At 72.2% G+C, this 25,683-nt stretch carries 20 protein-coding genes; 15 read left to right on the top strand and 5 right to left on the bottom strand.

The window, feature by feature from the left end; genetic code table 11:
- Nucleotides 1-52: 52 nt before the first annotated feature.
- Nucleotides 53-1,285 (bottom strand): efflux RND transporter periplasmic adaptor subunit, encoded by a 1,233-nt coding sequence (locus H0E84_RS11305; protein WP_180678754.1) that lies wholly within the window; start codon nt 1,283-1,285, stop codon nt 53-55.
- Between the two features lie 228 nt (nt 1,286-1,513).
- Here H0E84_RS11305 and H0E84_RS11300 point away from each other — a divergent pair, with 228 nt between their 5' ends.
- The 9 genes from H0E84_RS11300 (at nt 1,514) to H0E84_RS11260 (ending at nt 10,287) form a co-directional block, all read left to right on the top strand.
- Nucleotides 1,514-2,422, top strand: coding sequence for an ABC transporter ATP-binding protein (locus tag H0E84_RS11300; RefSeq protein WP_180678753.1), 909 nt, complete (start codon nt 1,514-1,516; stop codon nt 2,420-2,422).
- A complete protein-coding gene (locus H0E84_RS11295) occupies nt 2,422-3,198 on the top strand; it encodes an ABC transporter permease (protein ID WP_180678752.1) in 777 nt (258 codons plus the stop codon). The genes H0E84_RS11300 and H0E84_RS11295 overlap by 1 nt, the downstream gene beginning before the upstream one ends.
- A gap of 29 nt (nt 3,199-3,227) precedes the next feature.
- Nucleotides 3,228-5,045, top strand: coding sequence for a CIA30 family protein (locus H0E84_RS11290; RefSeq protein WP_180678751.1), 1,818 nt, complete (start codon nt 3,228-3,230; stop codon nt 5,043-5,045).
- Between the two features lie 20 nt (nt 5,046-5,065).
- Nucleotides 5,066-6,229, top strand: a complete 1,164-nt coding sequence (locus H0E84_RS11285) for a sensor histidine kinase (protein WP_180678750.1) — start codon at nt 5,066-5,068, stop codon at nt 6,227-6,229.
- A gap of 138 nt (nt 6,230-6,367) precedes the next feature.
- The gene (locus H0E84_RS11280) at nt 6,368-6,970 is read left to right on the top strand and encodes a response regulator transcription factor (protein ID WP_180678749.1); all 603 of its coding nucleotides are present in this window, start codon (nt 6,368-6,370) and stop codon (nt 6,968-6,970) included.
- Nucleotides 6,971-7,045: 75 nt separating this feature from the next.
- A complete protein-coding gene (locus H0E84_RS11275; protein ID WP_180678748.1) occupies nt 7,046-7,474 on the top strand; it encodes a hypothetical protein in 429 nt (142 codons plus the stop codon).
- A 76-nt stretch (nt 7,475-7,550) separates the two neighbouring features.
- Entirely contained in the window at nt 7,551-7,751 is a 201-nt protein-coding gene (locus H0E84_RS11270; protein ID WP_180678747.1) for a zinc-finger domain-containing protein, read from the top strand.
- A 39-nt stretch (nt 7,752-7,790) separates the two neighbouring features.
- Nucleotides 7,791-8,918 (top strand): glycosyltransferase, encoded by a 1,128-nt coding sequence (locus H0E84_RS11265; RefSeq protein ID WP_180678746.1) that lies wholly within the window; start codon nt 7,791-7,793, stop codon nt 8,916-8,918.
- A complete protein-coding gene (locus tag H0E84_RS11260; protein WP_180678745.1) occupies nt 8,896-10,287 on the top strand; it encodes an O-antigen ligase family protein in 1,392 nt (463 codons plus the stop codon). Before H0E84_RS11265 ends, H0E84_RS11260 begins: the two co-directional genes overlap by 23 nt.
- 175 nt (nt 10,288-10,462) lie before the next feature.
- On the opposite strand, the gene lpxL is transcribed toward H0E84_RS11260, so the two are convergent.
- Complete coding sequence (gene lpxL, locus H0E84_RS11255) at nt 10,463-11,374, bottom strand: LpxL/LpxP family Kdo(2)-lipid IV(A) lauroyl/palmitoleoyl acyltransferase (RefSeq protein ID WP_180678744.1); 912 nt, start codon at nt 11,372-11,374, stop codon at nt 10,463-10,465.
- Between the two features lie 158 nt (nt 11,375-11,532).
- Between lpxL and waaA the strand changes: the two genes are divergently transcribed.
- Complete coding sequence (waaA, locus tag H0E84_RS11250; protein ID WP_180678743.1) at nt 11,533-12,819, top strand: lipid IV(A) 3-deoxy-D-manno-octulosonic acid transferase; 1,287 nt, start codon at nt 11,533-11,535, stop codon at nt 12,817-12,819.
- Nucleotides 12,820-12,975: 156 nt separating this feature from the next.
- Here the strand turns inward: waaA and H0E84_RS11245 are convergent, their stop codons facing one another.
- From H0E84_RS11245 to H0E84_RS11235, 3 genes are all read right to left on the bottom strand, one after another.
- A complete protein-coding gene (locus H0E84_RS11245) occupies nt 12,976-14,322 on the bottom strand; it encodes a TolC family outer membrane protein (protein WP_180678742.1) in 1,347 nt (448 codons plus the stop codon).
- A 64-nt stretch (nt 14,323-14,386) separates the two neighbouring features.
- Complete coding sequence (locus tag H0E84_RS11240) at nt 14,387-15,049, bottom strand: protein-L-isoaspartate O-methyltransferase family protein (RefSeq protein WP_180678741.1); 663 nt, start codon at nt 15,047-15,049, stop codon at nt 14,387-14,389.
- A gap of 127 nt (nt 15,050-15,176) precedes the next feature.
- A complete protein-coding gene (locus H0E84_RS11235; RefSeq protein WP_180678740.1) occupies nt 15,177-15,851 on the bottom strand; it encodes a TetR/AcrR family transcriptional regulator in 675 nt (224 codons plus the stop codon).
- A gap of 83 nt (nt 15,852-15,934) precedes the next feature.
- On the opposite strand from H0E84_RS11235, the gene H0E84_RS11230 reads away from it, so the two are divergent.
- The 5 genes from H0E84_RS11230 (at nt 15,935) to H0E84_RS11210 (ending at nt 25,572) form a co-directional block, all read left to right on the top strand.
- Complete coding sequence (locus tag H0E84_RS11230; RefSeq protein ID WP_180678739.1) at nt 15,935-17,074, top strand: efflux RND transporter periplasmic adaptor subunit; 1,140 nt, start codon at nt 15,935-15,937, stop codon at nt 17,072-17,074.
- A gap of 181 nt (nt 17,075-17,255) precedes the next feature.
- Entirely contained in the window at nt 17,256-20,432 is a 3,177-nt protein-coding gene (locus H0E84_RS11225) for an efflux RND transporter permease subunit (protein WP_180678738.1), read from the top strand.
- Between the two features lie 119 nt (nt 20,433-20,551).
- On the top strand, nt 20,552-22,375 hold the full coding sequence (locus H0E84_RS11220) for an FAD-dependent oxidoreductase (RefSeq protein ID WP_180678737.1): 1,824 nt from the start codon (nt 20,552-20,554) through the stop codon (nt 22,373-22,375).
- A gap of 163 nt (nt 22,376-22,538) precedes the next feature.
- Complete coding sequence (locus H0E84_RS11215; RefSeq protein WP_180678736.1) at nt 22,539-24,377, top strand: 2-oxoacid:acceptor oxidoreductase subunit alpha; 1,839 nt, start codon at nt 22,539-22,541, stop codon at nt 24,375-24,377.
- A gap of 139 nt (nt 24,378-24,516) precedes the next feature.
- Nucleotides 24,517-25,572: a 2-oxoacid:ferredoxin oxidoreductase subunit beta gene (locus H0E84_RS11210; protein WP_180678735.1), complete on the top strand. Its 1,056-nt coding sequence runs from the start codon at nt 24,517-24,519 to the stop codon at nt 25,570-25,572.
- Nucleotides 25,573-25,683: the final 111 nt, after the last annotated feature.

Below are 25,683 nucleotides of genomic sequence, written 5' to 3'. Positions count from 1 at the left end.
CGGCAGGCGGCTGGAATGTCACGGCCGGGGGGCGCAAGCGCCAACGCCGGCCCTACTGCTGTGCGATGCGGATCCTGTCGCCGTCGGCCAGGTCGGCGGGCGGGTCGAGCACCACCTCGTCGCCGGGCGCCAGCCCCGAGAGCACCTCGCGCTGCTCGCCGGCGCCGCCCGCGACCTGCAGCACCCGCCGCTCGACCCGGTCCTCGCCGGCCAGCGCGAACGCGACCGTGTCGCCGTCGCGCTCTACCACCGCCGCGGCCGGCACGCGGAGCGTGCGGCGCTGCGCCTCGCCCTCGGGGCGCGCCTGCTCCAGGAAGCTCACCGAGGCACCCATGTCCGGCACGATGCGGGGGTCTTTCTCCTTCAGCGCGACGCGCACCTTCACCGTGGCCTTGCCGCGGTCGGCGGTGGGGACGATGGCGATCACCTCGGCGGGGATCTTCCAGTCGGGATAGGCATTGAGCGTCGCCTCCACCGGCATCTTCGGCTTGACCCGGCCGATATAGGCCTCGCCCACGTCCACCTCGATCTCCAGCGAATCCATGTCGACCACGGTGCCGATGCCGGTGCGGGTGAAGCCGCCTCCGGCCGAGAGCGGGGAGACGATCTCGCCCGGCTGCGCCGCCTTGGCCACCACCACGCCGTCGAACGGGGCGCGCACCACGGTGTTGTCGACGCCGATGTCGGCGATCTTCAGCTGGTCCGCGGCGACATCGACGTTGCGCTGCGCCGACGCCAGTTGCGCGCGCAGCGAGTCGCGTTGCGCCACCGCCTGCTCGTACTGCGAGCGCGAGACCAATTGCTGCTCGACCAGCGTGGCGAGGCGGCGCGCGTTGGCCTCGGCCTCTTTCAGCTGCGCCTGGACGTTGCCGACCTGTGTGCGCGCCGCGGCCAGCTGCGCCGAGGTCAGGCTGCGCTGGGCGTCGGCGTCGATGGGGTCCAGCGTGGCCATCACTTGGCCTTCCTCGACCCGCATGCCTTCCTCGATCAGGACCTCGCGCACGCGACCGGTGATCTTGGCGGAGACCGTGGCCATGCGCCGCGCCACCACGTAGCCGCTGGCGTCGAGCACTGAGGCCCCGGCACCGCCGCCGCCGCTGGCCACCACCGGCGCGGTGCGCACCTCGATGGCGCCGTCGCGGGCGAACAGCGCCCACGCGGCAAGGGCCACCACCAGCAGCGCCACCACCACGGCGATCGCGATCCACAGGCCGCGCCGCGAGGGCGGCGGACCGGGCTTGCGGTCGATGCGCAGTTCCTTGAGCAGATCGGCTTGGCTGTTCATGCGGCTTTGGACGGAGGATGCGGTGCGAGTGTGACCGGGCGAGGCGCCGGCGCCAGTTGCCGGAAGTCATCGGCTGCCCGCCGCGGCAGGGCGGCGTCGGCACAGACTGCCGCGGATCCCGCCGGCGATCACCTGACGGTTGTCATCCGCTTTTCCTGATCCCGGCCACTGCCGGCATCGGGCCCCGGGGCCGAGCATGGCGTCATCCGGTCATGAGGGCAAGCGACGATGGCAGACGACGATTCCACGCTGGCGCAGCTGAGCGCGGCCGCAAAGCGCTATGGCGGGACCTGCGCGCTCGACGGCGTCGACCTGTCGCTCCGCGGCGGCGAGGTGGTGGCGCTGCTCGGCGCCAACGGCGCCGGCAAGAGCACGGCGGTGGGCCTGCTGCTGGGGCTGCTGCAGCCCGACGCCGGCCGGGCGCGCCTGTTCGGCATGCCGCCCAGCGCGCTGGCGGCGCGCCGCGGCGCCGGGGTGATGCTGCAGGCCGCGGGCATTCCGGCCACGCTGCGCGTCGGGGAACTGCTGCAACTGACCCGCAGCTACTACCCGGCGCCGCGCAGCGTCGCCGACTGCGTCGCGCTGGCCGGCCTGGAGGGCCTGCTCGGGCGCAGGTACGGCAGGCTCTCCGGCGGGCAGCAGCGGCGGGTGCAGTTCGCGCTGGCGATCTGCGGGCGGCCGCGGCTGCTGTTCCTCGACGAGCCGACCACCGGGCTCGACATCCAGGCGCGCGAGCAGGTCTGGCGGGCGGTGCGCGAACTGGTGGCGCAGGGCAGCGCGGTGCTGCTGACCACGCACTACCTGGAGGAAGCCGAGGCCCTGGCCGATCGCGTGGTGATGCTCGACGCCGGCCGCGTCGCCGCCGAAGGGAGCGTGGCGCAGATCCGCGCGCGGGTGGTGCAGCAGCGGATCCGCTGCGTGTCGACGCTCGATGCCGCCGTGGTCGCGGGCTGGCCGCAGGTGCGCAGCGCGGTGCGCCTGGACGACACCCTGGAGATCGTGACCGCCGGGGCCGAGGCCGTGGTGCGGCGGCTGCTCGACGAGGACTCGGGGCTGAGCGAGCTCGAGGTGCGCCGCGCAAGTCTCGCCGAGGCGTTCCTCGAACTCGGCCGCGAACCGCTGCCGGAGGCTGCCTGATGAACGCGCATATCCGATCCACGCATCTGTCCGCGGCTGCACCGCGCTGGCGCAGCTACCTCCTCGAGGCGCGCTGCGAGTTCCTGCGCCTGCTGCGCGAGCCGATGTACGTCCTGCCGACGCTGCTGTTCCCGGCGCTGTTCTATCTGCTGTTCGCGGTGCTGCTGGGCAGCGGCCGCGGCGCCGCGGGTCCGGCGCTGCTCGCCAACTACTGCGCCTTCGGCGTCATCGGCGCCGGATTGTTCGGCTTCGGCGTCACCACCGCGATGGACCGGGAGCAGGGATTCCTGCAGCTCAAGCGTGCGCTGCCGCTGCCGCCCGGCGCATGGCTGCTGGCGCGGATGGCGATGGCGGTGTTGTTCGCGATCATGGTCGCGCTGCTGCTCATGGTGCTGGCCGCCGGCGTCGCCGGCGTGGTGCTTCCGGCCGCCACCTGGGCGCTGCTGCTGGCGGTGAGCGCGCTCGGGGTGCTGCCGTTCTGCGCGCTCGGCATGTATCTGGGTTCGCTGGTCAGCGGCAACGCCGCACCGGGGCTGATCAACCTGCTGTTCCTGCCGATGGCGTTCCTGTCCGGCCTGCTGCTGCCGCTGGCGGTGCTGCCCGGCCCGCTGGCGGCGATGGCGCCGGCCTGGCCCGCCTTCCACCTCGGCCAGGTGGCGTTGAAGGCGGTCGGCAGCGATGCGGGCGACAGCCTGTGGTTGCACCTGGCGGTACTGGTGCTGGTCACGCTGGCGTTCTTCCTGCTCGCGCACCGCCGCCTGGCGACGGTGGGCTGAACCCGTCGACACACATACTGGAGCCAACGATGACAAGACTGCCTGAATTCCTCGCCCTGGGCGCGCTGGTCGCCGTGCTCGGCCTCGCCGTCGCACGCGGCGGGCCAGACGGGGGTGCCGCTCCCGGCGATGTCGACGGCTTCGCGATCCGCGACGTGCGGGTGTTCGACGGCGAGCGCGATCTCGGTCCGGTCACGGTGGTGGTACGCGAGGGACGGGTCGCCGCGGTCGCGGCCGATGCCGTGGCGCCAGCAGGAGTGCCGGTGATCGACGGCGCCGGACGCACCCTGCTGCCCGGCCTGATCGACGCGCATGTGCATGCCTGGGGCGACGCGCAGCGCGACGCGGTGCGCTTCGGCGTCACCACCATGCTCGACATGCACGGCATGGCGGACCGGCTGCCGGCGATGCGCGCGCAGCGCGAGTCTCTGGACCGCGGCGACCGCGCCGACCTGTGGGCGGCGGGCTACGCGATCACCGCGCCGGACGGCCACGGCACCCAGTACGGCTTCCCGGTGCCGACCGTCGACGCCGATACCGATGTTCCCGCCTTCGTCGCCGCGCGCGTGGCCGAGGGCGCCGACTACATCAAGTTGATCGTCGAGGACCTCGCCGCCCACGGCAGCGAACGCCGGTTGCCGACGCTGTCGCCGGCACAGGTGCAGCAGGTCGTCGCCGCCGCCCATGCTGCCGACCGGCTGGCGCTGGTGCACGTCTCGGCGCAGGAAGACGCGCGCCACGCGCTGGCGGCGGGCGCCGACGGGCTGGTGCACGTGTTCGTGGACGAAGCGGCCGACGACGCGCTCGTCGCCGCCGCCCGCGACGGCGGTGCGTTCGTGGTGCCGACGCTGTCGGTGCTGGCCTCGTTTTCGGGGCGCAGCGACGGCCCGGCGCTGGTGGAGGATTCGCGGCTGGGGCCGCTGCTGACGCAGGCGCAGCGCGAGTCGCTGGAGGCCGTGCCGCCGTGGGGCGGCGGCCGCGGCCAGGCGCTGGACCATGCACTGGAGAGCGTGCGCAGGCTGCACGCTGCGGGTGTGCCGATCCTTGCCGGTACCGATGCGCTCAACCCCGGCACCGCCCACGGCGCCAGTCTGCATGGCGAACTGGCGCTGCTGGTGCGCGCCGGCCTGTCGCCGGTGCAGGCGCTGGCCGCCGCCACCTCGCTGCCGGCACGCCACTTCGGGTTGGGCGACCGCGGCCGCATCGCCCCCGGGATGCGCGCCGATCTGGTGCTGGTCGAGGGCGATCCGCAGACCGATATCACGGCCACGCGCGCCATCGCCGGGGTGTGGAAGAACGGCCGCCGCGTCGAGCGCGATCCCGGCGGCGCCGCGATCGCGGTCGCCCCGGCGGGCGCGCTGGTCAGCGACTTCGAGGCGGGGGCGGCAGAGGCCGCGTTCGGCAGCTGGCAGCCGACCACCGACCGCATGGCCGGCGGCGCATCGGAGGTCGAACACCGGATCGTCGCCGGCGGTGCCGGTGGGTCGCGCGGCGCGCTGGCGGTGGAAGGCGAGGTGCGCGCGGGCTTCGTCCATCCCTGGGCGGGGGCGATGTTCTGGCCCGGCGGCGCGCCGATGGAGGCGGTCGACCTGTCGTCGCGCTCGACCCTGGTGTTCAAGGTGCGCGGCGACGGCCGGCGCTACAGCGTGCTGCTGTTCTCCGGGGAGTCGATGCAGGGGATGCCCGCGATGCAGACCTTCGAGGCGGGACCGGAATGGAGCGAGGTGCGTCTGGACATGGGCGGCTTCGCCGGCGCCGACCTCACGCGCCTGCGCGGCATCGCCTTCACCGCCGGGATGCCCGCCGGTCGGTTCCGGTTCCTGCTCGACGATCTCGAGTTGCGCTGAGTCGATGGCATGATGCCGGCATGAATCCCGACCGGCTGCCGCGATGGCTACGCCCGGCCGCCGACTCGGTGGTCGGGCACGCCATGCGTCTGGGCAAGTCGCCTTGGATCGAGGCCGTCCACCTGCTCTGGTCGGTGTGGATCTTCATCACCCCGGCGTTCACCCCCCACGGCTACGACCTGCGCTGGCTGCTGCTCACGCTGGCGTCCTATCCGCTGTTCCTGCTGCTCTATGCGCGGGTGCTGCTGGCGCCGGCGCGCACCGCGCACCGCCATGCGGTGGCGATGGTCGCCATGAGCCTGGCGCTGCTGCCCTGGTATCCGGCCGGCCTGAGCTATTTCGTGTTCGGCTGCGTGCTGCTGCATCCGCAGCGCATGCGCGCGCTGCCCTACCTCGGGCTATTGCTGGCGCTCAATGGCATCCTGATCGGCTGGGCGCTGTGGCTCGGCTACCCGTGGCGAACGCTGCTGGCGATGCCGCTGGTCACGCTGGTCGTCGGCGTCGTCGTCCACGTCGAGCGCATCGGGCAACGCAATGATCGCGCGCTCAAGCTGTCCCACGACGAGGTGCGGCGGCTGGCCGCCACCGCCGAGCGCGAGCGCATCGGCCGCGACCTGCACGACCTGCTGGGCCACACCCTGTCGATGGTGGCGTTGAAGTCGGATCTGGCCGCCCGATTGGTGGCGCGCGATCCCAACGCGGCGCGCGCCGAGATCGAGCAGGTCGCGCGCGGTGCCCGCGATGCGCTGGCGCAGGTGCGGCGCGCGGTCAGCGGCATCCGCGCTGCCGGCATTGCCGCGGAGCTGGCATCGGCGCGGCTGCTGCTGGAAACCGACGGCGTGGCGTTCGGCTACCGCGTCGACGGCGACGCCGGCGCGGCGGCGCTCCCGCCCGGCGTCGAGACGGCGCTGGCGCTGACCGTGCGCGAGGCGGTCACCAACATCCAGCGCCACGCGCGCGCGAACCATGCGGAGGTGCGTCTCGCCCTGGAGGATGGCGAGGCGGTGCTGTGCATCGTCGACGACGGGCGCGGCGGGGCCATCGTCCCCGGCAACGGCCTGGGGGGAATGCGCGAGCGGCTGGAGGCGGCGCGCGGCCGCCTGTGCATCGAGCCGGCTCCGGGCGGCGGTACCCGGATCGAGGCGCGGGTGCCGCTCGGCGTCCAGGAGCAGGGTGCCGCTTGATCGCGGCGATGCATGGAGGATCGTCGCACCGAGCCGACCCGATTCGATTCGATTCGACCAGGCGCGATGGAGGACGCGGCGCGCGCCGCGTCCGCTCTGCTATGTTGCGCCGATGCCCGTCCTACGACCGTACCGCCGATGATCCGCGTGCTGCTCGCCGAGGACCAGGCGCTGGTGCGCGGCGCGCTGTCGGCGCTGCTGGGGCTGGAGCAGGACATCGAAGTGCTGGGCGCGTGCGCCGAGGGCGAGAGCGCCTGGCGCGAGCTGCAGCGGCTGCGGCCCGACGTGCTGGTCACCGACATCGAGATGCCGGGGCTGACCGGCCTGGAACTGGCGCAGCGCATCCAGCGCCACGAATTGCCGGTGAAGGTCGTGATCGTCACCACGTTCGCCCGGCCCGGCTTCCTGCGCCGGGCGCTCGACGCCGGCGTCTCTGGCTACCTGCTCAAGGACGCCCCGGCGGAAGACCTGGCCGAGGCGTTGCGCAAGGTGCATCGCGGCGGCCGTGCGCTGGACCCGCAGCTGGCGCTGGAGGCATGGTCCGAGGCCGACCCGCTCAGCGATCGCGAGCGCCAGGTGCTGCGCCTGGCCGGCGAGGGACGCTCGGCGGCGGAGATCGCCGGCCAGCTGGGGCTGTCGCAGGGCACAGTACGCAACTACCTGTCCGAGGCGATCGGCAAGCTCGGGGTGGGCAACCGTATCGAGGCCTACCGGCTGGCGCGGCAGAAGGGGTGGCTGTAGGCCCCGGGGCACTGGATGGCGCCGCGGGCCGGGAGTAGGCTCGGCGCCGTCGCCTGACGATCCCGGGGAGGGAGCATGGACACGACGAAGGTGCCGACCACGTTCTGGGTGGTCGCGGCGCTCGCGCTGGTCTGGAACCTGATCGGCGTGGCGATGTTCTTCCTGCAGACGAACATGGGCCCGGAGCAGATCGCGGCGCTGCCGCCCGAACAGCAGCAGATCTATGCGGTGATGCCGGCCTGGCTGGACATCCCGTACGGCGTGGCGGTGTTCGGCGGCGTGCTCGGGTCGCTCGCCCTGCTGCTGCGGCGGCGCTGGGCGGTGGCGGCGTTCGCCGTTTCGCTGCTGGCGGTGGTGGTGCAGATGGCCGGCGTCTACGCGCTGACCCCGGCGTGGGCGGTCTCCGGCGCATCCGGACTGCCGATGACCCTGTTGATCGTCGCCATCGCCGGGTTCCTGGTCTGGTACGCGAACCGCGCCGCGGCGCGGGGCTGGCTGCGCTGACGCCTCGACGCGGGCATGCGCCGCAGCCACGGCGCGGGGCGGTAGACTGGCGGCCTGTCCCGCCCGGTTTCCCGTCATGTCCGCAGCCGAAGTCCTTCCCGAGCAAGCCAACGCCCGACAGCGCTACGAGGTCCGCCGCGCCGATCTGCCGCTGAGCTGCCCGCTGCCGGCGATGGCCCTGTGGAATTCGCATCCGCGCGTGTACCTGCCGATCGAAGCGGAGGGCGGCGAGTCCGACTGCCCGTACTGCGGCGCCCACTTCGTGCTGGTCGACTGACCGACGGCGCGGCGGCGCCGCACCGGCCCGGTCCTGCAGATGCCTGCCGCCGAACCTGGGTTGACCGTGGTGCAGCTGCTGCCGGCGCTGGAGTCCGGCGGCGTCGAACGCTCCACCCTGGAAATCGCCGGGGCCCTGGTGCGGGCGGGCCACCGCGCGGTGGTGGTCTCGGCCGGGGGGCGGCTGTTGCCGGCGCTGCGCGACACCGGCGCCGAGCACGTCGCGCTCGATATCGGCCGCAAGTCGCTGCTCGCCCTGCGCCATGTCCGCACCCTGCGGCGGTTGTTCGCCGACACCGGCGCCGACATCGTGCACGCGCGCTCGCGACTGCCGGCCTGGCTCGGCTGGCGCGCGCTGCGCGGCATGCCCGCCGCCGCGCGCCCGCGTTTGGTCACCACCGCGCACGGGCTCAACTCGCCCTCGCGCTACAGCGCGATCATGGCGCGCGGCGAACGGGTGATCTGCGTGTCGGCGACGGTGCGAGCGCACCTGTTGCACCACTACCGGGACACTCCGGCGGCGACGCTGCGGGTCATTCCCCGCGGCATCGACCCGGCCGCGTTCCCCGCCCGGCCGCTGCCGGACCCGGCCGCGCGCGCGCGCGTCGCAGTCGAGCATTCGCAGTTGGCGGGGGACGGGCCGCTGCTGCTGCTGCCCGGCCGTGGCACCCGCCTGAAGGGCCACGCCGACGCGTTGGCGCTGCTGGCGCGGCTGCGCGCCGAAGGGCGTGACGCACGGTTGTGGATGCCCGGCGCGCGCGAGCCGGGCCGCGAGCGCTATCTCGTCGAACTCGAGCAGCGTGCCGCCGCCCTCGGCATCGGCGAAGCGCTGGCGATGACCCCACCGATCGCCGCCATCGCCGAGGCCTATGCCGCCAGCGACCTGGTGCTGCAGCTGTCGCGCAAGCCGGAGGCGTTCGGGCGCACGGTGATCGAGGCGCTGGCGGTCGGGCGCCCGGTGCTCGGCTGGGACCACGGCGGGGTGGGGGAACTGCTGCGCGAGCTGCAGCCCGGCGGCGCCGTGGTCCCGTTCGACGACACCGCACTGGCCGCCGCCGCCCACCTGCTGCTCGGACAGGCCCCGGTCCTTCCCGCTACGATGCCCTACACCCTCGATGCCATGCAGGCCGCTACCCTCGCCGTCTATGCCGAACTCGACCGCCGCTGACCGTTCCCCCGCCGTGCCGGGCTGGCGCTGGGCGCCGCACTGGGTGCTGGCCTTCGTCGCGCTGTGGCCGGCGCCGGGCTATGCCGAGGGCGTGATGGTGCTCGGCGCGCTGGTGGCGATCGCGCGGCTGCTGATGGCGCGCTTCGCCAACGGCACCGCGCTGCTCAGCGTGCAGGCCTGGGCGTTGACCAGCGTGCTGTTCTGCGCCTACTGGCTGCCGGAACTGTTCTCCTCGATCGGGGCGGTCGACGGCGGCCGCGCGCTCCGCGAATCGGTGGTCGATCTGCGCTACCTGCCGTTCTTGTGGCTGGTGGCCTCGGCGGTGGCCACCGCGCGCGGCCGCCGCATCACCTTCGGCGGGCTGGCGGTGATCGTGGGGATCTGGACCCTGGACGGCCTGGCCGAGGCGTTCTTCGGCACCAGCCCGCTGTTCTTCGGGATCGATGCCGCCAAACAGCTGATCAGCGGCCGGCCGATGTGCTCGGCCGAGGACGTGGCCGCCGTCGACCGCCTGAGCGGCGTGCTCGGCCCGTGCAACCTCAAGATCGGCCTGGTGCTGGCGAGCCTGTCGCCGTTCGCGCTGTACTTCGCCGGGCGCCGCTTCGGCAGCGGCGGCTGGATCCTGGCGGCGGTGGCGCTGGGGCTGGTGATCCTGTTGGCCGGCGCACGGGCATCGTGGCTGACCTTTGCGCTGGTGCTGCTGTTCTCGGGCTGGCGCCTGCTCGGCTGGAAGCGGCTGGCTGGCGTGTTTCTATTCGGCGTGGCGACCGTGGGCCTGCTCACCCTGGCTTCGCCGCAGGTGCGCGACCGGATCGAGCGCACCGCGCAGATGGTCACGGCCGACGAGTCCGGCGTCGACATGGCGTTGTCCGGACGCACGCGGATCTGGGGCGCGGCGCTGTGCATGGTTGGCGAGCGCCCGATTAACGGGGTCGGTGCGCGCGCCTTCCGCGAGGCCTTCCCGGCCTGCGACCCGCATGCCGGCAAGGTGGCCGCCTGGGGCGATGGCCCGGCGCTGCATGCCCACCAGATCGTGCTGGAAATCCTCAGCGAGACCGGGGGACTGGGGTTGCTGTTGTGGCTGGCCGGCGCCGCCCTGGCCTGGCGCGCCTGGCGCTATGCCGACGCCGAGGCGCGCGACCGTGCGCGTCCGGCGATGCTGGCGCTGGCGGTCACGGTGTTCCCGCTCAACACCCACCTCGCCTTCTATTCCACCTTCTGGGGCGGCCTCACCCTGCTGCTGGCCGCGCTCTACGCCGGCAGCCTGCTGGCGCGTGTGGAGCCGGGGATCGGGAATCGGGAGTCGGGAATGGGCGATGGAGGCGGCAACGACACAGGGGCGGAGCAGTTGCCGGTAGCGGAGAGGTAAGAGCGGGCGTACCGCGCCTCCGCCGCCCGCCCTCGAAGGCAAGCGCTGTTCCGGCATCCAGGACGGTGCGCTCCCGAATGGATGGGGGCTCCCGGCGGACGTGAAGCCGGCGGGAGGTCGACGACGGACGCAAGCTTTTCCCGATTCCCGATTCCCGATTCCCGATTCCCGGCCCCTAGTACACCGCCCCCCCATCCGGCCGCCGCTTGAAGCGCCGGTGGATCCACAGGTACTGCGCCGGCGCCGCGCGGGCCATCGTCTCGATGCCTGCCACCACCCGCGCGGTATCGGCGGCCGCGTCGCCCGAGGGGAACTCCGCAAGCGCCGGCAGCAGCCGCAGCGTGTAGCCGCCGTCGCCGCGGCGCTCGTGCTGGAACAGCACCACTGCGGCCCCCGACAGCCGCGCCAGCTGGTGGGTGGAGGTGAGGCTGTGCGCCGGCTGGCCGAAGAAGGGCACGTAGACCGCGTCGCCGCGGCTCGGATCCTGGTCGGGCGCGTACCAGAGCAGGCCGCCGCGCTTGAGGTGCCGCACCGTGCCGCGCACGTCCTGCTTCGGGAACATCGCCGCGGCATAGCGGGCGCGGCCGCGGCGGACCGCCCATTCCATCGCCGGCTGGGAGTGCGGGCGGTACATGCCGGCCAGCGGCGCGTGATCGCACATCAGCCGCCCGCAGACCTCCAGGGTGGTGAAGTGGCCGGAGACCACGATCACCCCGCGGCCGCCGGCGCGCGCGGCCTGCAGGTGTTCCAGACCTTCCACCACCAGGCCGCGCCGCAGCGGCGCCACCGATCCCCACCAGGCGCGGGCGAACTCGAACACACCGGTGCCCAGTGAGGCGAAGTGCGCGCGCAGCAGCGCCGCGCGCGCACTCGGGTCGAGTTCCGGAAAGCACAGTTCGAGATTGCGTTCGGCTACCCGGCGGCGCGACGCCAGCAGCACGCGCAGCGCGCCGCCGAGCAGGCGTCCCAGCGCGCGCTGCCAGGACCAGGGCAGGCGCGCGAGCGCCGCCATCAGGCCGATGCCGATCCAGGCGGGCCAGTGCCGCGGCGCAAGGGGGGGGCGGCCAATGGGGTCCTTGCCGGTCATGCGGGGAATTGTAGGGGCAGGGTGGAACCTGCCGTGATTGCGGGAATCGGGAATCGGGAATCGGGGATCGGGAGTTGCAAGGCAATCTCCGCCGCGCCGGCGCGGCGACAGCGCGAATCCGGGCGCGCCGCTCACGGCACACCCGGTATCCTTCGCCGATGCCCGAGCCCCTCGTCGAACGCCTGCTGCGCGGCCTGTACTCGGCCGTGCTCTACGTGCTGGTGCCGGTGACGGTCTATCACCTGATCTGGCGTGGATTCCGCCAGGCCGAGTACTTCCAGCGCTGGAGCGAGCGCTACGCGTCCTACGCCGATGCGCCGCAGGCGGCAACGGTGTGGCTGCACGCGGTCTCGGTGGGCGAGGTCAACGCCGCTGCCCCGCTGGTCGACACCCTGCTGTACCAGCGGCCCGACCTGCGGCTGCTGGTGACCACCATCACCCCGACCGGCTCGGCGCGGGTGACCAAGCTGTGGGGCGAACGGGTGGAGCACGTCTACCTGCCCTACGACCTGTCCGGCGCGGTGCGCCGCTTCCTCGACCACTATCGCCCGCAACTCGGGCTGATCGTCGAGACCGAGTTGTGGCCGAACCTGCTGTTCTGCTGCCGCGATCGCGGCGTGCCGGTGTACATCGTCAACGCGCGGCTGTCGGCGCGCTCGCTGCGCGGCTACCGCCTGCTGCGGCCGCTGGTCGGCCGCGCGCTGCGCACCGTGCGCGTGATCGCTGCGCAGTCGGCGGACGACGGCAGGCGCTTCCAGCGCCTCGGCGCCGAGGCGGGGCAGATCGTGGTCACCGGCAACCTCAAGTACGACATCGCCGTGGATCCGCAACTGCCGGGCTTCGCGCGCGCGTTCCGCGACGGCGTCGGCCGGCGCCCGGTCTGGATCGCAGCGAGCACGCACGAGCAGGAGGAGGCGGCCGTGCTGGAGATCCACCGGCGGCTGCGCCGGCGCTGGCCGGAGTTGCTGCTGCTGTGGGCGCCGCGGCATCCGGAGCGGTTTCGAGCGGTGGCGCAGCAGGCGGTGGATGCCGGCTGGCGTACCGCCACGCGCCGGCTCACCCGCGCGCCCGACGCCGGGGACGCGGTGTTCGTGATCGACACCCTGGGCGAGTTGATGAGCTTCTACGGCTGCGCCGACGCGGCCTTCGTCGGCGGCAGCCTGCAGGAGGTCGGCGGACACAACCTGCTCGAGCCGGCGGCCGTGGGTACGGCGATGGTCACCGGCCCGCACCTGCACAACTTCAGCGAGATCGCGCGCCGTCTGGAACGCGCCGGCGGGCTGCGCATCGGCGCCGATGCCGAGGCCGTGGGCGAGGCGCTCGCCGAACTGCTCGGCGACCCGCAGCGGCGCGCGGAGATGACCGCCGCCGCCGCCGCCCTGGTCGAGGAGGGCCGCGGCGCCGTGGACCGCACCATGACGGTGGTGTACGCCGACCTGCCGTAAAGCGGAGCCTGCGCCCGCGCGCTTCGCCAGGGCGGCGGTCTCGCATCCGCGGGTGCGGGGCCGCATATCGATGCCGTCGATCGCGGCACGAGAGTCGCGCCGAGCCCGTTGCGGCAGCCGTGCCGGCTGGACCGCCGCAGCCGAGCGAGCTCGGCTCTACATGGCCGGGGTGGCCAGGCGCGACTCGGCGTCGGCGGTGAGCAGCAGGTTGATCTCGCGCACCTGGTCGATGCCGAGCGACCCCGCCGCCTGCGCCAGCAGGAGTCGGTTCTGCAAGTAGTTGTAGCGGGCCAGCGCATACTCGCGCTCGGCGTTGAACAGGGTCTGCTGGTTGATCAGCACGTCGACCACGGTGCGGGTGCCGACCTCGAGGCCCACCTGCGAGGCGTCGTAGGCGCTGCGCGCCGAGACCACCGCCTGGCGCCTTGCCTCGATCTCGGACACGCCGGCCACCACGGTCTGGTAGGCGTTGCGGGTGTTGCGCTCGAGCGCACGTCGGGTCTGCTCGACTTGGTCCAGGGAGATGTCGCGCCGCGCGATGGCCTCCCGCACGCCGGACTGGGTGGCGCCCCCGCTGAAGATCGGCACGGTCAGGGTCAGGCCGACGTTGTGGCCTTCGTTGGCCGGTTGCAGCCCTGTTTCAGGGTCGCCGGCGAGGCGGCCCCATGACGCGCCGTTGCTGTAGCCGGCGCCGAGCGTGATCCGCGGCAGATGGCCCGACCTGGCCGTGGTGACGCCGTGCTCGGCCGCTTGGTACGCGTATTCGGCGGCGCGCAGCGACGGGTTTTGGGCGATCGCCATGGCCACCCAGTCCTCGACACCGCCCTGCGCCGGTACCTCGGGCTGGAAGTCCTCGGGCAGCGCGCGAAGGTTGCGCACCGGCTGGCCGGTGATCTCGGCCAGGGCCTGGTAAGCGTCCTCGAGCTGGTTGCGCGCGAGGATGACGTTGGCGCGGGCGCCGTCGTACTGCGCGCGGGCCTCGTGCACGTCGGTGATCGGTGCTAGGCCGACTTCCAGGCGCTTGTCGGCGAAGTCGTACTGCTTCTGCAGTGCGGTCTCGGCGGCCTCGGCAGCGGCCAGGGTCTCGATCGCCACCAGCACGTCGAAGTAGGCTGCCGAGGTGCGTGTGATCAATTGGTCGTTGGCAGAGTCGAGGTCGTAGCCGGCGGCGATGTCGAGCTTGGACTGCGCGCGCAGGTTGGAGATCTGCCCGAGGTCGAATACCGTCTGGTTGAGGTCCACCCCGGCACTGCGGCGGCGCAGGTCGCCATCGGCTCCGGCCACGTAATTGCGGCTGAGGGAGGCGTTGCCGTTGATCGACGGCAGCAGCTGCGCCCGCGCCTGTACCCGGCCTTCGCGGGCGATGTCGCGGTTGGACTCGGAGATCGACAGTTGCGGGTCGCCGAGGCGGGCCAGCTCGTAGGTCTGCAGCAGGTCCTCGGCGAAGGCCGCGGTCGGCAGCAGGGCGAGGGTGAGGGCGAGTGCGAGGGGGCGGCGGAGCATGGGAAGTCCTTTGCGTGGCAGGAGCGCGCAGGGAAACGCCTGCGGTGCCCGGGTCGGAGCTGGATCAGAGCTGGAATTCGGGGACCGGCGCGGCGCCGGTGAGATAGCCAAGGTCGGTCTCGAACAACGATTCGGTCACGGGCGCGTTGACATCGCCGCCCCGGCTGCGCACCAGCACCGCTTCCATCGCGGGCGCGCGACCGCGGACGACGAAGATCCTGCCGCCTGGACGCAGCCAGGCGAGGAACCGTGACGGGAGCCCGTCGACCGCGCCATTGACGCAGATCGCATCGAAGCGGCGGTCGGTGTCCCAGGAGAAGGCGTCGGCAGTCTCGACCGCGACGTTGGCGATGCCCTGCGCGCGCAGGCGCCCGCGGGCGGCCTCGGCCAGATCGGCGTGGCGCTCCAGGCTGACCACGTCGCGCGCCAGGCGGCCCAGGCAGGCGCTCAGGTAGCCGCTGCCGGTGCCGATCTCCAGCACCTCTTCGCCGGCGGCGGCTGCCAGCGACTGCAGGATGCGGCCGGCGAGCACCGGCTTGAGCATGCGTTCGCCGTGGCCCAGCGGGATCTCGATGTCGGCATAGGCGAGCGCGCGGTAGGGCTCGGCAACGAAGGCCTCGCGCGGCAGTTCGGTCAGCACGTCGAGCACGCGCTGGTCCAGCACGTCCCAGGGCCGGATCTGCTGCTCGACCATGGTGTCGCGGGCTTTGGCGTAGTCGATCGTCATCGGAAGGTCTCGTGCGCGGGAGGCGCAAGTTTAGCGGGCATTGCTTGCGGCGGGCCTGCTGCGGCCGCGGACAGCATCGCCGCGCGCGGCCCCGGCCACTGAGTGCCATAAGTCATCGCGACCGGCGTCACGGTCGCGGCCGCGAATCCTGCCCCGCAGTCGCGTAGGCGCGCAGGAACATGTCCACCGAAGCTTCGATATGCGCCTCGCGGTGGGCCTCGCACATCTGCTCGTCGTCGCAGCACTGGAACACCAGCCGCGCGTGCAGGTCGCCCTTGAGCAAGGTGAAGAACTGCGCCGAGGCGCGCGGGATGTCGGCGATCTCCAGCTCGCCGGCGGCCGTGCGCTGGCGCAGCAGTTCGGCGAACGCGCTCTGCACCCGCATCGGGCCACCTTCCCAGAACAGCTTCGCCAGCCCCCTGTCGACCATCTGCGGGGTGCAGAGCAGGCGGTGGCCGGCGACTGCCTCGGGCGAAAAGACCATGGCGAAGAAGGCGCGCGCGATCTCCATCAACCGTTCGCGCAGCGGCGTGCCGGGGGCAGGGGCGAACACCGAGGCCGGCATCTGCTGTTCGCAATAGGCCCTGGCCGCCTCGGCGAACAGGGCGTCCTTGTCGCCGAAGTGGCTGTATACGGTGAGCTTGGAGACGCCGGCCTCGGCAGCGATCTGGTCCATGCTCACGCCCTCGTAGCCGTGCTGCAGGAACATCCGCTCGGCGGCGTCGAGGATCGCCGCGCGCTTGGTCAGGTCCTTGGGCCGGCCGGGGCTGGCGGCTGGCTTGGGCGTGCTTTTTCGCGACATCGGTCAATACTAGACCAACCAGTTTGTTATTTATACTATACGCTCCAGTTCATTAATTTGCCGGAATGGCACGGAGCTCCGCGATGTACGGGAAGACCGCCGCCGCATTGGTGATTTCGGCGCTGCTGGCCGGTTGCGGCAGCGAGCCGGTGCCGGAGGCCACCCCCCGGCCGGTGCTGGTCGAGCGGGCCGGCGGCCGCGCTGCCGCGGCCGCGATGGCGCTGCCGGGCGAGATCCGCGCCCGCGAGGAAAGCACGCTGTCGTTCCGGGTCGGCGGCAAGCTGGTCCGGCGCCATGTCGATCCCGGCGCCCGGGTACGGCGCGGCGACCTGCTGGCCGAACTCGATCCGGGCGACCAGCGCCTGCAGGCGCGGTCCGCCGGCGCGCAGGCGGCGGCGGCCGAGGCCGAGCTGGAGCGCGCCCGCGCCGACCACGAGCGCTACCGGCGCCTGGCCGCCGAGCAGCTGGTCAGCCGTTCGACCCTCGACGCCCAGACCACCGCCCTGCGCGCCGCGGAAGGGCAGGCCCGCGCCGCCCGAGCACAGCTCGATGTGGCGCGCAACCAGGCCGGCTATACGGAACTGCGCGCCCCCGACGATGGCGTGATCACCGAGCGCCAGGCCGAGGCCGGACAGGTGCTGGCCGCCGGGCAGGCCGTCTATGCCCTGGCCGTCGACGGCGGCCGCGAGGTGCGGATCGCGCTGCCGGAGTCGCGGATCGATGGGTTCCGGATCGGCCAGGAGGTCGCGGTCGAACTGTGGAGCGCGCCGGGTCGCCGCTGGCCGGGGCGGATCCGCGAGATCGCGCCGGCCGCCGATCCCCAAGCCCGGACCTATGCCGCCCGCGTCGCGCTCGACGACGAGGCCGCGGGGGCCGTGGCGCTGGGCCAGAGCGCGCGGGTCTACCTCGACGGCGGCGCCGACGCCTCGGCGACCAGCGTGCCGCTATCGGCGGTACAGCGCGGCGAGGACGGCGGTGCGGTGGTCTGGGTGGTGGATCCGAAGGAAGGCGTGACCCGGCGCGTGGCGGTGGAGCTGGGCGCATTCGGTCCGGAACGGGTGCCGGTCCTGTCCGGGTTGCGGCCGGGCGCGCTGGTGGTGGCCGCCGGCGGACACCTGCTGCGCGAGGGCCAGGCGGTGGTACCGGTCGACCGCGACAACCGGCCGCTCGCGTCCGCCGGCGACGCACCCGCCGATGAGCCACCCGCCGGTGAGACGCGGTGATGCCGATACAGCGGACCTCCCGCGTCGGTGCGGTGGCTCTCGGCGGCCGGTCGGCTTGCAGGGCCTGGTCGGCGGCACCTCGTGGGCCCGAGTCGGCCCGCAGGCGCGCGCCGCTCGCCCCCGGCCCCGGCCCGGAGTCCGCTGAAGCGGCCGGCGATGCCGTCGCCGCCGGGGGCGCTGCATGAGCCGCTTCAACCTGTCGGAATGGGCGCTCGGCAACCGCGGCCTGGTGCTGTACGCGATGCTGGTGGTGGCGATCGCCGGGGCCTGGTCGTACACGCGGCTGGGCCAGTCCGAAGACCCGCCCTTCACCTTCAAGGCGATGGTGGTGCGCACGCTGTGGCCCGGCGCCACGGCCGAGGAGGTGGCCAGCCAGGTCACCGAGCGCATCGAGAAGAAACTGATGGAGACCGGCGACTACGAGTTCATCCGCTCGTACTCGCGCCCCGGCGAGTCGCAGGTCATTTTCATGGCCCGCGACTCGATGCGCTCCGGCGAGATCCCCGATCTCTGGTACCAGGTGCGCAAGAAAGTCGGCGACATCCGCGCCACCCTGCCCGAGGGCGTGGTGGGACCGTTCTTCAACGACGAGTTCGGCGACACCTTCGGCAACATCTACGCGCTCACCGGCGACGGCTACGACTACGCGGTGATGAAGGACTACGCCGACCGCCTGCAGCTGCAGCTGCAGCGCCTGGACGACGTCGGCAAGGTCGAACTGGTCGGGTTGCAGGACGAGAAGATCTGGATCGAGGTCGACAATGCCCGCCTGGCGACGCTGGGCATTCCGCTGCAGGCGGTGCAGCAGGCGCTGGCGGAGCAGAACGCGGTCGCCGGGGCGGGTTTCTTCGAGACCCCGGGCGAGCGCGTGCGGTTGCGCGTGGACGGCGCCTTCGACTCGATCGACGCGATCCGCGCGTTCCCGATCCGCGCTGGCGACCGCACCATCCGCCTCGACGACATCGCCACCGTCAGCCGCGGCTTCGCCGATCCGGCCGCGCCGCGGATGCGCTTCATGGGCCAGGACGCGATCGGCATCGCCGTGGCGATGCACGAGGGCGGCGACATCCTGCGCCTGGGCGAGAGCCTGGAGCACGAGTTCGCGCGCCTGCAGGAGACCCTGCCGGTGGGCATGGAGCTGCGGCGGGTCGCCGACCAGCCGCGCGCGGTCGAGGACTCGGTGGGCGAGTTCGTCAAGGTGCTGGCCGAGGCCGTGGCGATCGTGTTGCTGGTGAGCTTCTTCTCGCTCGGGTTCCGCACCGGGCTGGTGGTGGCGGTGTCGATCCCGCTGGTGCTGGCGATGACGTTCGCGGCCATGGACTACTTCAGCATCGGCCTGCACAAGATCTCGCTGGGCGCGCTGGTGCTGGCCCTCGGCCTGCTGGTGGACGACGCGATCATCGCGGTGGAGATGATGGCGGTCAGGATGGAGCAGGGCGACAGCCGGCTCAAGGCGGCGAGCTACGCCTGGGACCACACCGCCTTCCCGATGCTCACCGGCACCCTGATCACCGCGGCCGGCTTTCTGCCCATCGCCACCGCGGCGTCGTCGACGGGCGAGTACACCCGCTCGCTGTTCCAGGTGGTGACGATCGCGCTGGTGGTGTCGTGGGTTGCGGCGGTGCTGTTCATCCCCTGGCTCGGCGACCGCATGCTGCCGGACCTCGCCCACCCACGGGCGCCGGCACCGGGCTCGCTGGCGGCGCGGCGGCGGGCGTGGCGCGAACGCCTGGCCGACCGCTGGCCCGCATTCGCCTTCGCACTGGCGCCGCAGCCAGCCGACCGCGGGCCGCACGACCCCTATCAGCGACCGTTCTATCGCCGCTTCCGCGGCTGGCTGCACTGGACCCTGGCGCATCGCTGGCTGGTGATCGGCGCCACCGCCGGGCTGCTCCTCGGCTCGGTGCTGTTGTTCCGCTTCGTGCCGCAGCAGTTCTTCCCGGACTCCACCCGGCTCGAGCTGATGGTCGACGTGGAGCTCGCCGAGGGCAGCTCGCTGCGCGCGACCGAAGTGCAGGCCCGACGCCTGGAGCAGCTGCTCGACGGCCACGACGGCATCGAGAACTACGTGGCCTACGTCGGCACCGGCTCGCCGCGCTTCTACCTGCCGCTCGACCAGCAGCTGCCGCAGGCGAACTTCGCCCAGTTCGTGGTGATGACCCGCGACGTCGAGGCGCGCGAGCGGATCCGCCAGTGGCTGATCGACGAAGTGGCGCCGGGCTTCCCCGAACTGCAGCTGCGGGTCACCCGCCTGGAGACCGGGCCGCCGGTCGGCTACCCGGTGCAGCTGCGGGTCTCGGGCGAGCACGTCGAGCGGGTGCGGGCGATCGCGCGCGAGGTGGCCGAGCGGGTGCGGGCCGATCCCGCCACCACCAACGTCAACCTCGACTGGGACGAGCCGAGCAAGGTGGTGCGGCTGCGCATCGACCAGGACCGCGCCCGCGCCCTGGGGGTGAGCTCGCAGCACGTCGCCCGGTTCCTGTCCGGCTCGCTGTCGGGGCTGCAAGTGAGCGTGTACCGCGAGGGCGACGAGCTGGTGGAGATGCTGATGCGCGGCCCTGCTGACGAACGCATGCGGCTCGACATGCTCGGCAGCCTGGCGGTGCCGACCGAGGGCGGGGAGGCGGTGCCGGTGTCGCAGATCGCGACCCTCGAGTACGCGTTCGAGGACGGCATCATCTGGCACCGCGACCGCCTGCCCACCGTCACCGTGCGCGCCGACATCCGCAACGGCGACACCGCGCCCACCGTGGTCGGCCGCATCCTGCCGACCCTCGACGAGGTCCGTGCCCGCCTGCCGCAGGGCTATCTGCTGGAGACCGGCGGCACGGTCGAGGACTCCGGCCGCGGGCAGCGTTCGATCGCCGCCGGCATGCCGCTGTTCCTGTTCGTGGTGGTGACCCTGCTGATGCTGCAGCTGCGCAGCCTGTCTCGCGCCGGCCTGGTGCTGCTGACCGCGCCGCTGGGGCTGATCGGGGTGACCCTGTTCCTGCTGCTGTTCCGGGTGCCGTTCGGCTTCGTGGCGATGCTTGGCACGATCGCGCTGGCCGGCATGATCATGCGCAACGCGGTGATCCTGGTCGACCAGATCGAGCAGGACGTGAGCGCCGGAGTGGACCGCTGGAACGCCATCGTCGAGGCGACGGTACGCCGCTTCCGCCCCATCGTGCTGACCGCCGCAGCGGCGATCCTGGCGATGGTGCCGCTCTCGCGCAGCGTGTTCTTCGGGCCGATGGCGGTGGCGATCATGGGCGGGCTGACCGTGGCCACGGTGCTGACCCTGATCTTCCTGCCGGCGCTGTACGCGGCCTGGTTCCGGGTGCGGAGCGACGAGCGGGTGGCGCCCGCGGCCGGCTAGCGACCGGCCGCGGCGCCCCGGTTGCCCTGCAGCATGCCCGGCTGCGGTTTCGGCGCTAGACTCGGGCGCGCAAGCGATGGCCGGCGCTCCCGGCCTTGCCAGCGCGGGGGTTCACGACGGTGCAACCGACCGACATCGGCAACCCGGACGTCTTCCACAAGGTGGTGGACTGCCAGTGGGCGTGCCCGGCGCATACCCCGGTGCCCGAGTACATCCGCCTGATCGCCGCCGGCCGCCATGCCGACGCATACATGGTCAACTGGCACAGCAACGTCTTCCCCGGCATCCTCGGCCGCACCTGCGATCGGCCCTGCGAGCCGGCCTGCCGGCGCGGCAGGGTGGAGGAGAACAACGGCGCGAAACCCGAGCCGGTGGCGATCTGCCGGCTCAAGCGCGTCGCCGCCGACCTCAAGGGCGACGTGCGCGCGCGCATGCCCAAGCCGGCGGCGAAGCCGAACGGCCGGCGCGTGGCCTGCGTCGGCGCCGGCCCGGCCTCGCTGACGCTGGCGCGCGACCTGGCGCCGCTCGGCTACCACGTCACCGTGTTCGACGCCGACCCCAAGGCCGGCGGCTTCATGCGCACCCAGGTGCCGCGCTTCCGCCTGCCGGAATCGGTGATCGACGAGGAGACCGGCTACATCCTCGATCTCGGCGTGGAGTTCGTCGGCGGGCGTCGCATCGACTCGATGAAGGACCTGCTGGCGCAAGGCTACGACGCCGTCTTCGTCGGCAGCGGCGCGCCGCGCGGGCGCGACCTCGACCTGCCCGGGCGGCGCGAGGCCGATGCGCAGATCCACGTCGGCCTGGACTGGCTGGCCAACGTCTATTTCGGCCACGTGACCGCGGTCGGCCGCCGGGTGCTGGTGCTCGGCGGCGGCAATACCGCGATGGACTGCTGCCGCAGCGCGCGGCGCCTGGGCGGCGAGGACGTCAAGGTGATCGTGCGCTCCGGCTTCGACCAGATGAAGGCCAGTCCCTGGGAGAAGGAGGACGCGATGCACGAGGGCATCCCGATCCTCGACTGCCGGGTGCCCAAGTCCTTCGTCCATGCCAGCGGCAGGCTGACCGGTATGACCTTCGGGAAGGTGCGGGTGGAATACGGCGACGACGGCCGCCGCCGGCTGGTGCCGACCGGCGAGCCGGACGAGTTCCATCCCTGCGACGAGGTGCTGATCGCGGTGGGACAGGAGAACGCGTTCCCGTGGATCGAGCGCGACCTGGGCATCGCCTTCGACGAATGGGGCATGCCGAAGGTCGACGAAGCCACGTTCCAGTCGACGCTGCCGCACGTCCTGTTCGGCGGCGACGCGGCGTTCGGGCCGAAGAACATCATCTGGGCGGTGGCGCACGGCCGCGCCGCGGCGATCTCGGTCGATCGGTTGCTGAACGGGGAGGATCCGCACGTCCGCCCTGCGCCGGACGTGACCCTGGCGTCGCAGAAGATGGGCATCCACGAATGGAGCTACGACAACGCGGTCTCGCCGGACGAGCGCTACGCGGTGCCGTGGTCCGAGGCGGCGCGCAAGCTGGACAGCATGCACGTCGAGGTGGAGCTGGGTTTCGACGCCGCCACCGCGTGGAAGGAGACCCAGCGCTGCCTCAACTGCGACGTGCAGACGGTGTTCGCCCGCGACAAGTGCATCGAGTGCGACGCCTGCGTCGACATCTGTCCGACCGACTGCATCACCTTCACCGCCAACGGCGCGGAGGAGGAGCTGCGCGGGCGCCTGACCGCGCCGGCGCTGAATCCCGGGCAGGACCTGTACGTGTCGGCGCCGCTCAAGACCGCACGGGTGATGGTCAAGGACGAGGACGTCTGCCTGCACTGCGGGCTTTGCGCCGAGCGCTGCCCGACCGGCGCCTGGGACATGCAGAAGTTCCTGCTGCAGGAGGTCCACGCCGGCGGCGACCGACCCGGTGCGAAGGTCGAGGCAGCCGCGTGATCGCCCGGTGGAGGATCCTCCGTCCTTGTCCGTCATCCCGGCGCAAGCCGGGATCCTGGACCGCGGCCTCTGAACGTGCGCAGGCCTGGATCCCGGCCCGCGCCGGGACGACGACGAAAGGCATCACGGCCTGCGGGGAAGTCGCACGGCGGGGGGCGCCCGCATGACGCCCGCCCATGCGCCGCTGCAGGCGGTCAACGACTTCGTCGTGAAGTTCGCCAACGTCAACGGTTCGGGTTCGGCCTCCGCCAACGAGCTGTTCGCCAAGAGCATCCTGCGCATGGGCGTGCCGGTCGGCCCGCGCAACATCTTTCCGTCCAACATCCAGGGTCTGCCGACCTGGTACGAGGTGCGCGTATGCGAGCGCGGCTGGCTGGGGCGGCGCGGCGGCGTGGACCTGATGGTGGCGATGAACCCCCAGACCTGGGACGAAGACCTGGCCGAGATCGAGCCCGGCGGCTACCTGTTCCACGACAGCAGCAAGCCGCTGCCGCGGTCGCGGTCCCGCGACGACGTCACCGTCATCGGCGTGCCGCTGACCGAGCTCTGCAACGCGGCCTACGACGACCCGCGCCAGCGCCAGCTGTTCAAGAACATCATGTACGTGGGCGCGCTGAGCGCGCTGCTGGAGATCGATCCAGAGGTCATCGAGACGCTGATCGGCGAGCAGTACAGGGGCAAGGAGAAACTGCTCGGGCCCAACGTGGCGGCGCTGCACCTGGGCCGCGACTGGGTCCGCGACCACCTGGCGCATCCGATCGGTCTGCGGGTGCGCAGGGCGGACGCCGTCGGCGAGCGCATCTTCGTCGAGGGCAACGCCGCCGCCGCGCTGGGCTGCGTGTACGGCGGTGCCACCGTCTGCGCCTGGTACCCGATCACGCCGTCGTCGTCGCTGGCCGAAGCGTTCCAGGGGTACTGCCGGAAGCACCGCGTCGACGATGAAGGGCGCGCGCGCTATGCGGTGATCCAGGCCGAGGACGAGATCGCCTCGATCGGCATGGTGGTCGGCGCCGGCTGGAACGGCGCGCGCGCGTTCACCGCCACCGCCGGCCCCGGCATCTCGCTGATGGCCGAGTTCATCGGCCTGGCCTATTTCGCCGAGATCCCGGTGACGATCATCGACGTGCAGCGCGGCGGCCCTTCCACCGGCATGCCCACCCGCACCCAGCAATCGGACGTGCTCGCCTGCGCCTACGCCTCGCACGGGGATACCCGGCACGTGCTGCTGTTCCCCGAGGACCCGCACGAGTGCTTCGACTTCACCGCGCGCGCGCTGGACCTGGCCGATCGCCTGCAGACGCCGGTGTTCGTGATGAGCGACCTGGACATCGGCATGAACCAGCGCCTGTGCGCGCCGCTCGAATGGGACGATGCGCGCGGCTACGATCGCGGCAAGGTGATGACCGCGGAGGACCTGGAGGCCGGCAGGGAGTTCGCCCGCTACAGGGACGTCGACGGCGACGGCATTCCGTGGCGCACCTACCCGGGCACGCACCCGGACAAAGGGGCGTACTTCACCCGCGGTACCTCGCGCGATCCCGCCGCACGCTATTCCGAGCGCGGGGCGGACTACGTCTACAACATGCAGCGGCTGCTGAAGAAGTTCGACAGCGCCAAGGCGCTGGTGCCGCAGCCGGTGCTGGCATGCGCAGAGATGCCCGCGCGCCACGGCGCGATCTTCTACGGCTCCACCAGCCCGGCGATGGCCGAGGCGATCGACCGCCTGCAAACGGCCGGCATCGGGCTGGACACGCTGCGCGTGCGCGCGTTCCCGTTCCCGGACGCGGTGGGGGACTTCGTGCTCGCGCACGAAACGGTTTTCGTGGTCGAGCAGAACCGCGATGGCCAGCTGCGGCTGCTGCTCATCGACGCCTTCGGCATCGACCCGGCGCGCCTGGTGCCGGTGTTGCACTACGACGGCACCCCGATCACGGCGCGCTTCATCGCCGATGCGATCGCCGCGCAGATCCGGCCGGCGGCGAAACGGCACAACGTGGCCTGATGTCGCATCGTCCTCTCACCGCACCACGTAGAGCGGAGCTTGCTCCGCTGTCGTCGGCTCCGGAGCCGGGAGCAGCGGGGCAAGCTCCGCTCTACGGGAGGGCGGCCATCGTTTCGCCGGGTTGGAAGACGGAGGCAACATGACCTACATCGCCAAGCCGAAGCTGCACCACCCGACCCTGGCCTGCAACGCCATCGGCTTCACCCGCCGCGACTACGAGGGCAAGATCAGCACCCTGTGCGCCGGCTGCGGGCACGATTCGATCTCGGCGGCGATCATCCAGGCTTGCTGGGAGCTGGACATCCAGCCGCACCGCCTCGCCAAACTGTCCGGCATCGGCTGCAGCTCCAAGACCCCCGACTACTTCCTCGGCCAGTCGCACGGCTTCAACACCGTGCACGGGCGCATGCCCTCGGTGCTCACCGGCGCCAGTCTGGCCAACCGCGCGCTGATCTACCTGGGCGTGTCCGGCGACGGTGACTCGGCCTCGATCGGCATCGGACAGTTCGTCCACGCGATCCGCCGCGGCGTGGACATGGCCTACATCGTCGAGAACAACGGCGTGTACGGCCTGACCAAGGGGCAGTTCTCGGCCACCGCCGACCAGGGCTCGGTGTCGAAGCGGGGCGTGGCCAACAGCGACAGCGCGCTGGACATGGTGACGATGGCGCTGCAGCTGGGCGCCAGCTACGTCGCCCGCGGCTTCTCCGGCGACAAGCGCCAGCTGGTGCCGCTGATCAAGGGGGCCCTGTCGCACCGCGGCGCCGCCTTCATCGACATCGTCAGCCCCTGCGTCGCCTTCAACAACCACGACGGCAGCACCCGCAGCTACGACTACGTCCGGGCCCACAACGAGGCGGTGAACCGGCTCGACGTGATCCCGGCGCGGACGGAAATCGCGGTCGACTACGGCGCCGGGCAAAGCATCGACGTGACCGCCCACGACGGCTCGGTGCTGCGACTGCACAAGCTCGACGCCGGCTACGATCCGCGCGACCGGATCGCGGCGATGAACCTGGTCCAGCAGCGCCATTCCCGCGGCGAGATCGTCACCGGCCTGCTCTACGTCGAGCCGGAGGCGGAGGACCTGCACGTCCATCTCGGTACCGTGGCGGCGCCGCTCAACTCGCTGCAGGCCGACGTGCTGTGTCCTGGCGCCGGGACCCTGGCGGAGATCAACGCCGCATTGCGCTGACCCGGCGTCCGTACCTGCGCGTCGCTCCCCGTGGAGCGGCGCTCCCCAGGCGAACCCTCGTAGAGCGGAGCTTGCTCCGCTGCTATCGGCTCCGGAGCCTACGTAGCGGAG

It is taken from the genome of Luteimonas salinisoli (assembly GCF_013425525.1).
GTDB classification, from domain to species: domain Bacteria; phylum Pseudomonadota; class Gammaproteobacteria; order Xanthomonadales; family Xanthomonadaceae; genus Luteimonas; species Luteimonas salinisoli.
Note: the sequence above shows the minus strand (reverse complement) of the source record. Positions and strands in the feature narration are given on the sequence as shown.

Excerpts from the sequence above, each read along its gene's own strand:
- H0E84_RS11300 (WP_180678753.1), top strand. The coding sequence starts at position 1,514 with ATGGCAGACGACGATTCCACGCTGGCGCAGCTGAGCGCGGCCGCAAAG.
- H0E84_RS11305 (WP_180678754.1), bottom strand. The coding sequence starts at position 1,285 with ATGAACAGCCAAGCCGATCTGCTCAAGGAACTGCGCATCGACCGCAAG.
- H0E84_RS11230 (WP_180678739.1), top strand. The coding sequence starts at position 15,935 with ATGTACGGGAAGACCGCCGCCGCATTGGTGATTTCGGCGCTGCTGGCC.
- H0E84_RS11270 (WP_180678747.1), top strand. The coding sequence starts at position 7,551 with ATGTCCGCAGCCGAAGTCCTTCCCGAGCAAGCCAACGCCCGACAGCGC.
- waaA (WP_180678743.1), top strand. The coding sequence starts at position 11,533 with ATGCCCGAGCCCCTCGTCGAACGCCTGCTGCGCGGCCTGTACTCGGCC.
- H0E84_RS11245 (WP_180678742.1), bottom strand. The coding sequence starts at position 14,322 with ATGCTCCGCCGCCCCCTCGCACTCGCCCTCACCCTCGCCCTGCTGCCG.
- H0E84_RS11275 (WP_180678748.1), top strand. The coding sequence starts at position 7,046 with ATGGACACGACGAAGGTGCCGACCACGTTCTGGGTGGTCGCGGCGCTC.
- H0E84_RS11295 (WP_180678752.1), top strand. The coding sequence starts at position 2,422 with ATGAACGCGCATATCCGATCCACGCATCTGTCCGCGGCTGCACCGCGC.
- H0E84_RS11285 (WP_180678750.1), top strand. The coding sequence starts at position 5,066 with ATGAATCCCGACCGGCTGCCGCGATGGCTACGCCCGGCCGCCGACTCG.
- H0E84_RS11210 (WP_180678735.1), top strand. The coding sequence starts at position 24,517 with ATGACCTACATCGCCAAGCCGAAGCTGCACCACCCGACCCTGGCCTGC.
- H0E84_RS11280 (WP_180678749.1), top strand. The coding sequence starts at position 6,368 with ATGATCCGCGTGCTGCTCGCCGAGGACCAGGCGCTGGTGCGCGGCGCG.
- H0E84_RS11260 (WP_180678745.1), top strand. The coding sequence starts at position 8,896 with ATGCCGAACTCGACCGCCGCTGACCGTTCCCCCGCCGTGCCGGGCTGG.
- H0E84_RS11265 (WP_180678746.1), top strand. The coding sequence starts at position 7,791 with ATGCCTGCCGCCGAACCTGGGTTGACCGTGGTGCAGCTGCTGCCGGCG.
- H0E84_RS11235 (WP_180678740.1), bottom strand. The coding sequence starts at position 15,851 with ATGTCGCGAAAAAGCACGCCCAAGCCAGCCGCCAGCCCCGGCCGGCCC.
- H0E84_RS11225 (WP_180678738.1), top strand. The coding sequence starts at position 17,256 with ATGAGCCGCTTCAACCTGTCGGAATGGGCGCTCGGCAACCGCGGCCTG.
- H0E84_RS11215 (WP_180678736.1), top strand. The coding sequence starts at position 22,539 with ATGACGCCCGCCCATGCGCCGCTGCAGGCGGTCAACGACTTCGTCGTG.
- H0E84_RS11240 (WP_180678741.1), bottom strand. The coding sequence starts at position 15,049 with ATGACGATCGACTACGCCAAAGCCCGCGACACCATGGTCGAGCAGCAG.
- H0E84_RS11290 (WP_180678751.1), top strand. The coding sequence starts at position 3,228 with ATGACAAGACTGCCTGAATTCCTCGCCCTGGGCGCGCTGGTCGCCGTG.
- lpxL (WP_180678744.1), bottom strand. The coding sequence starts at position 11,374 with ATGACCGGCAAGGACCCCATTGGCCGCCCCCCCCTTGCGCCGCGGCAC.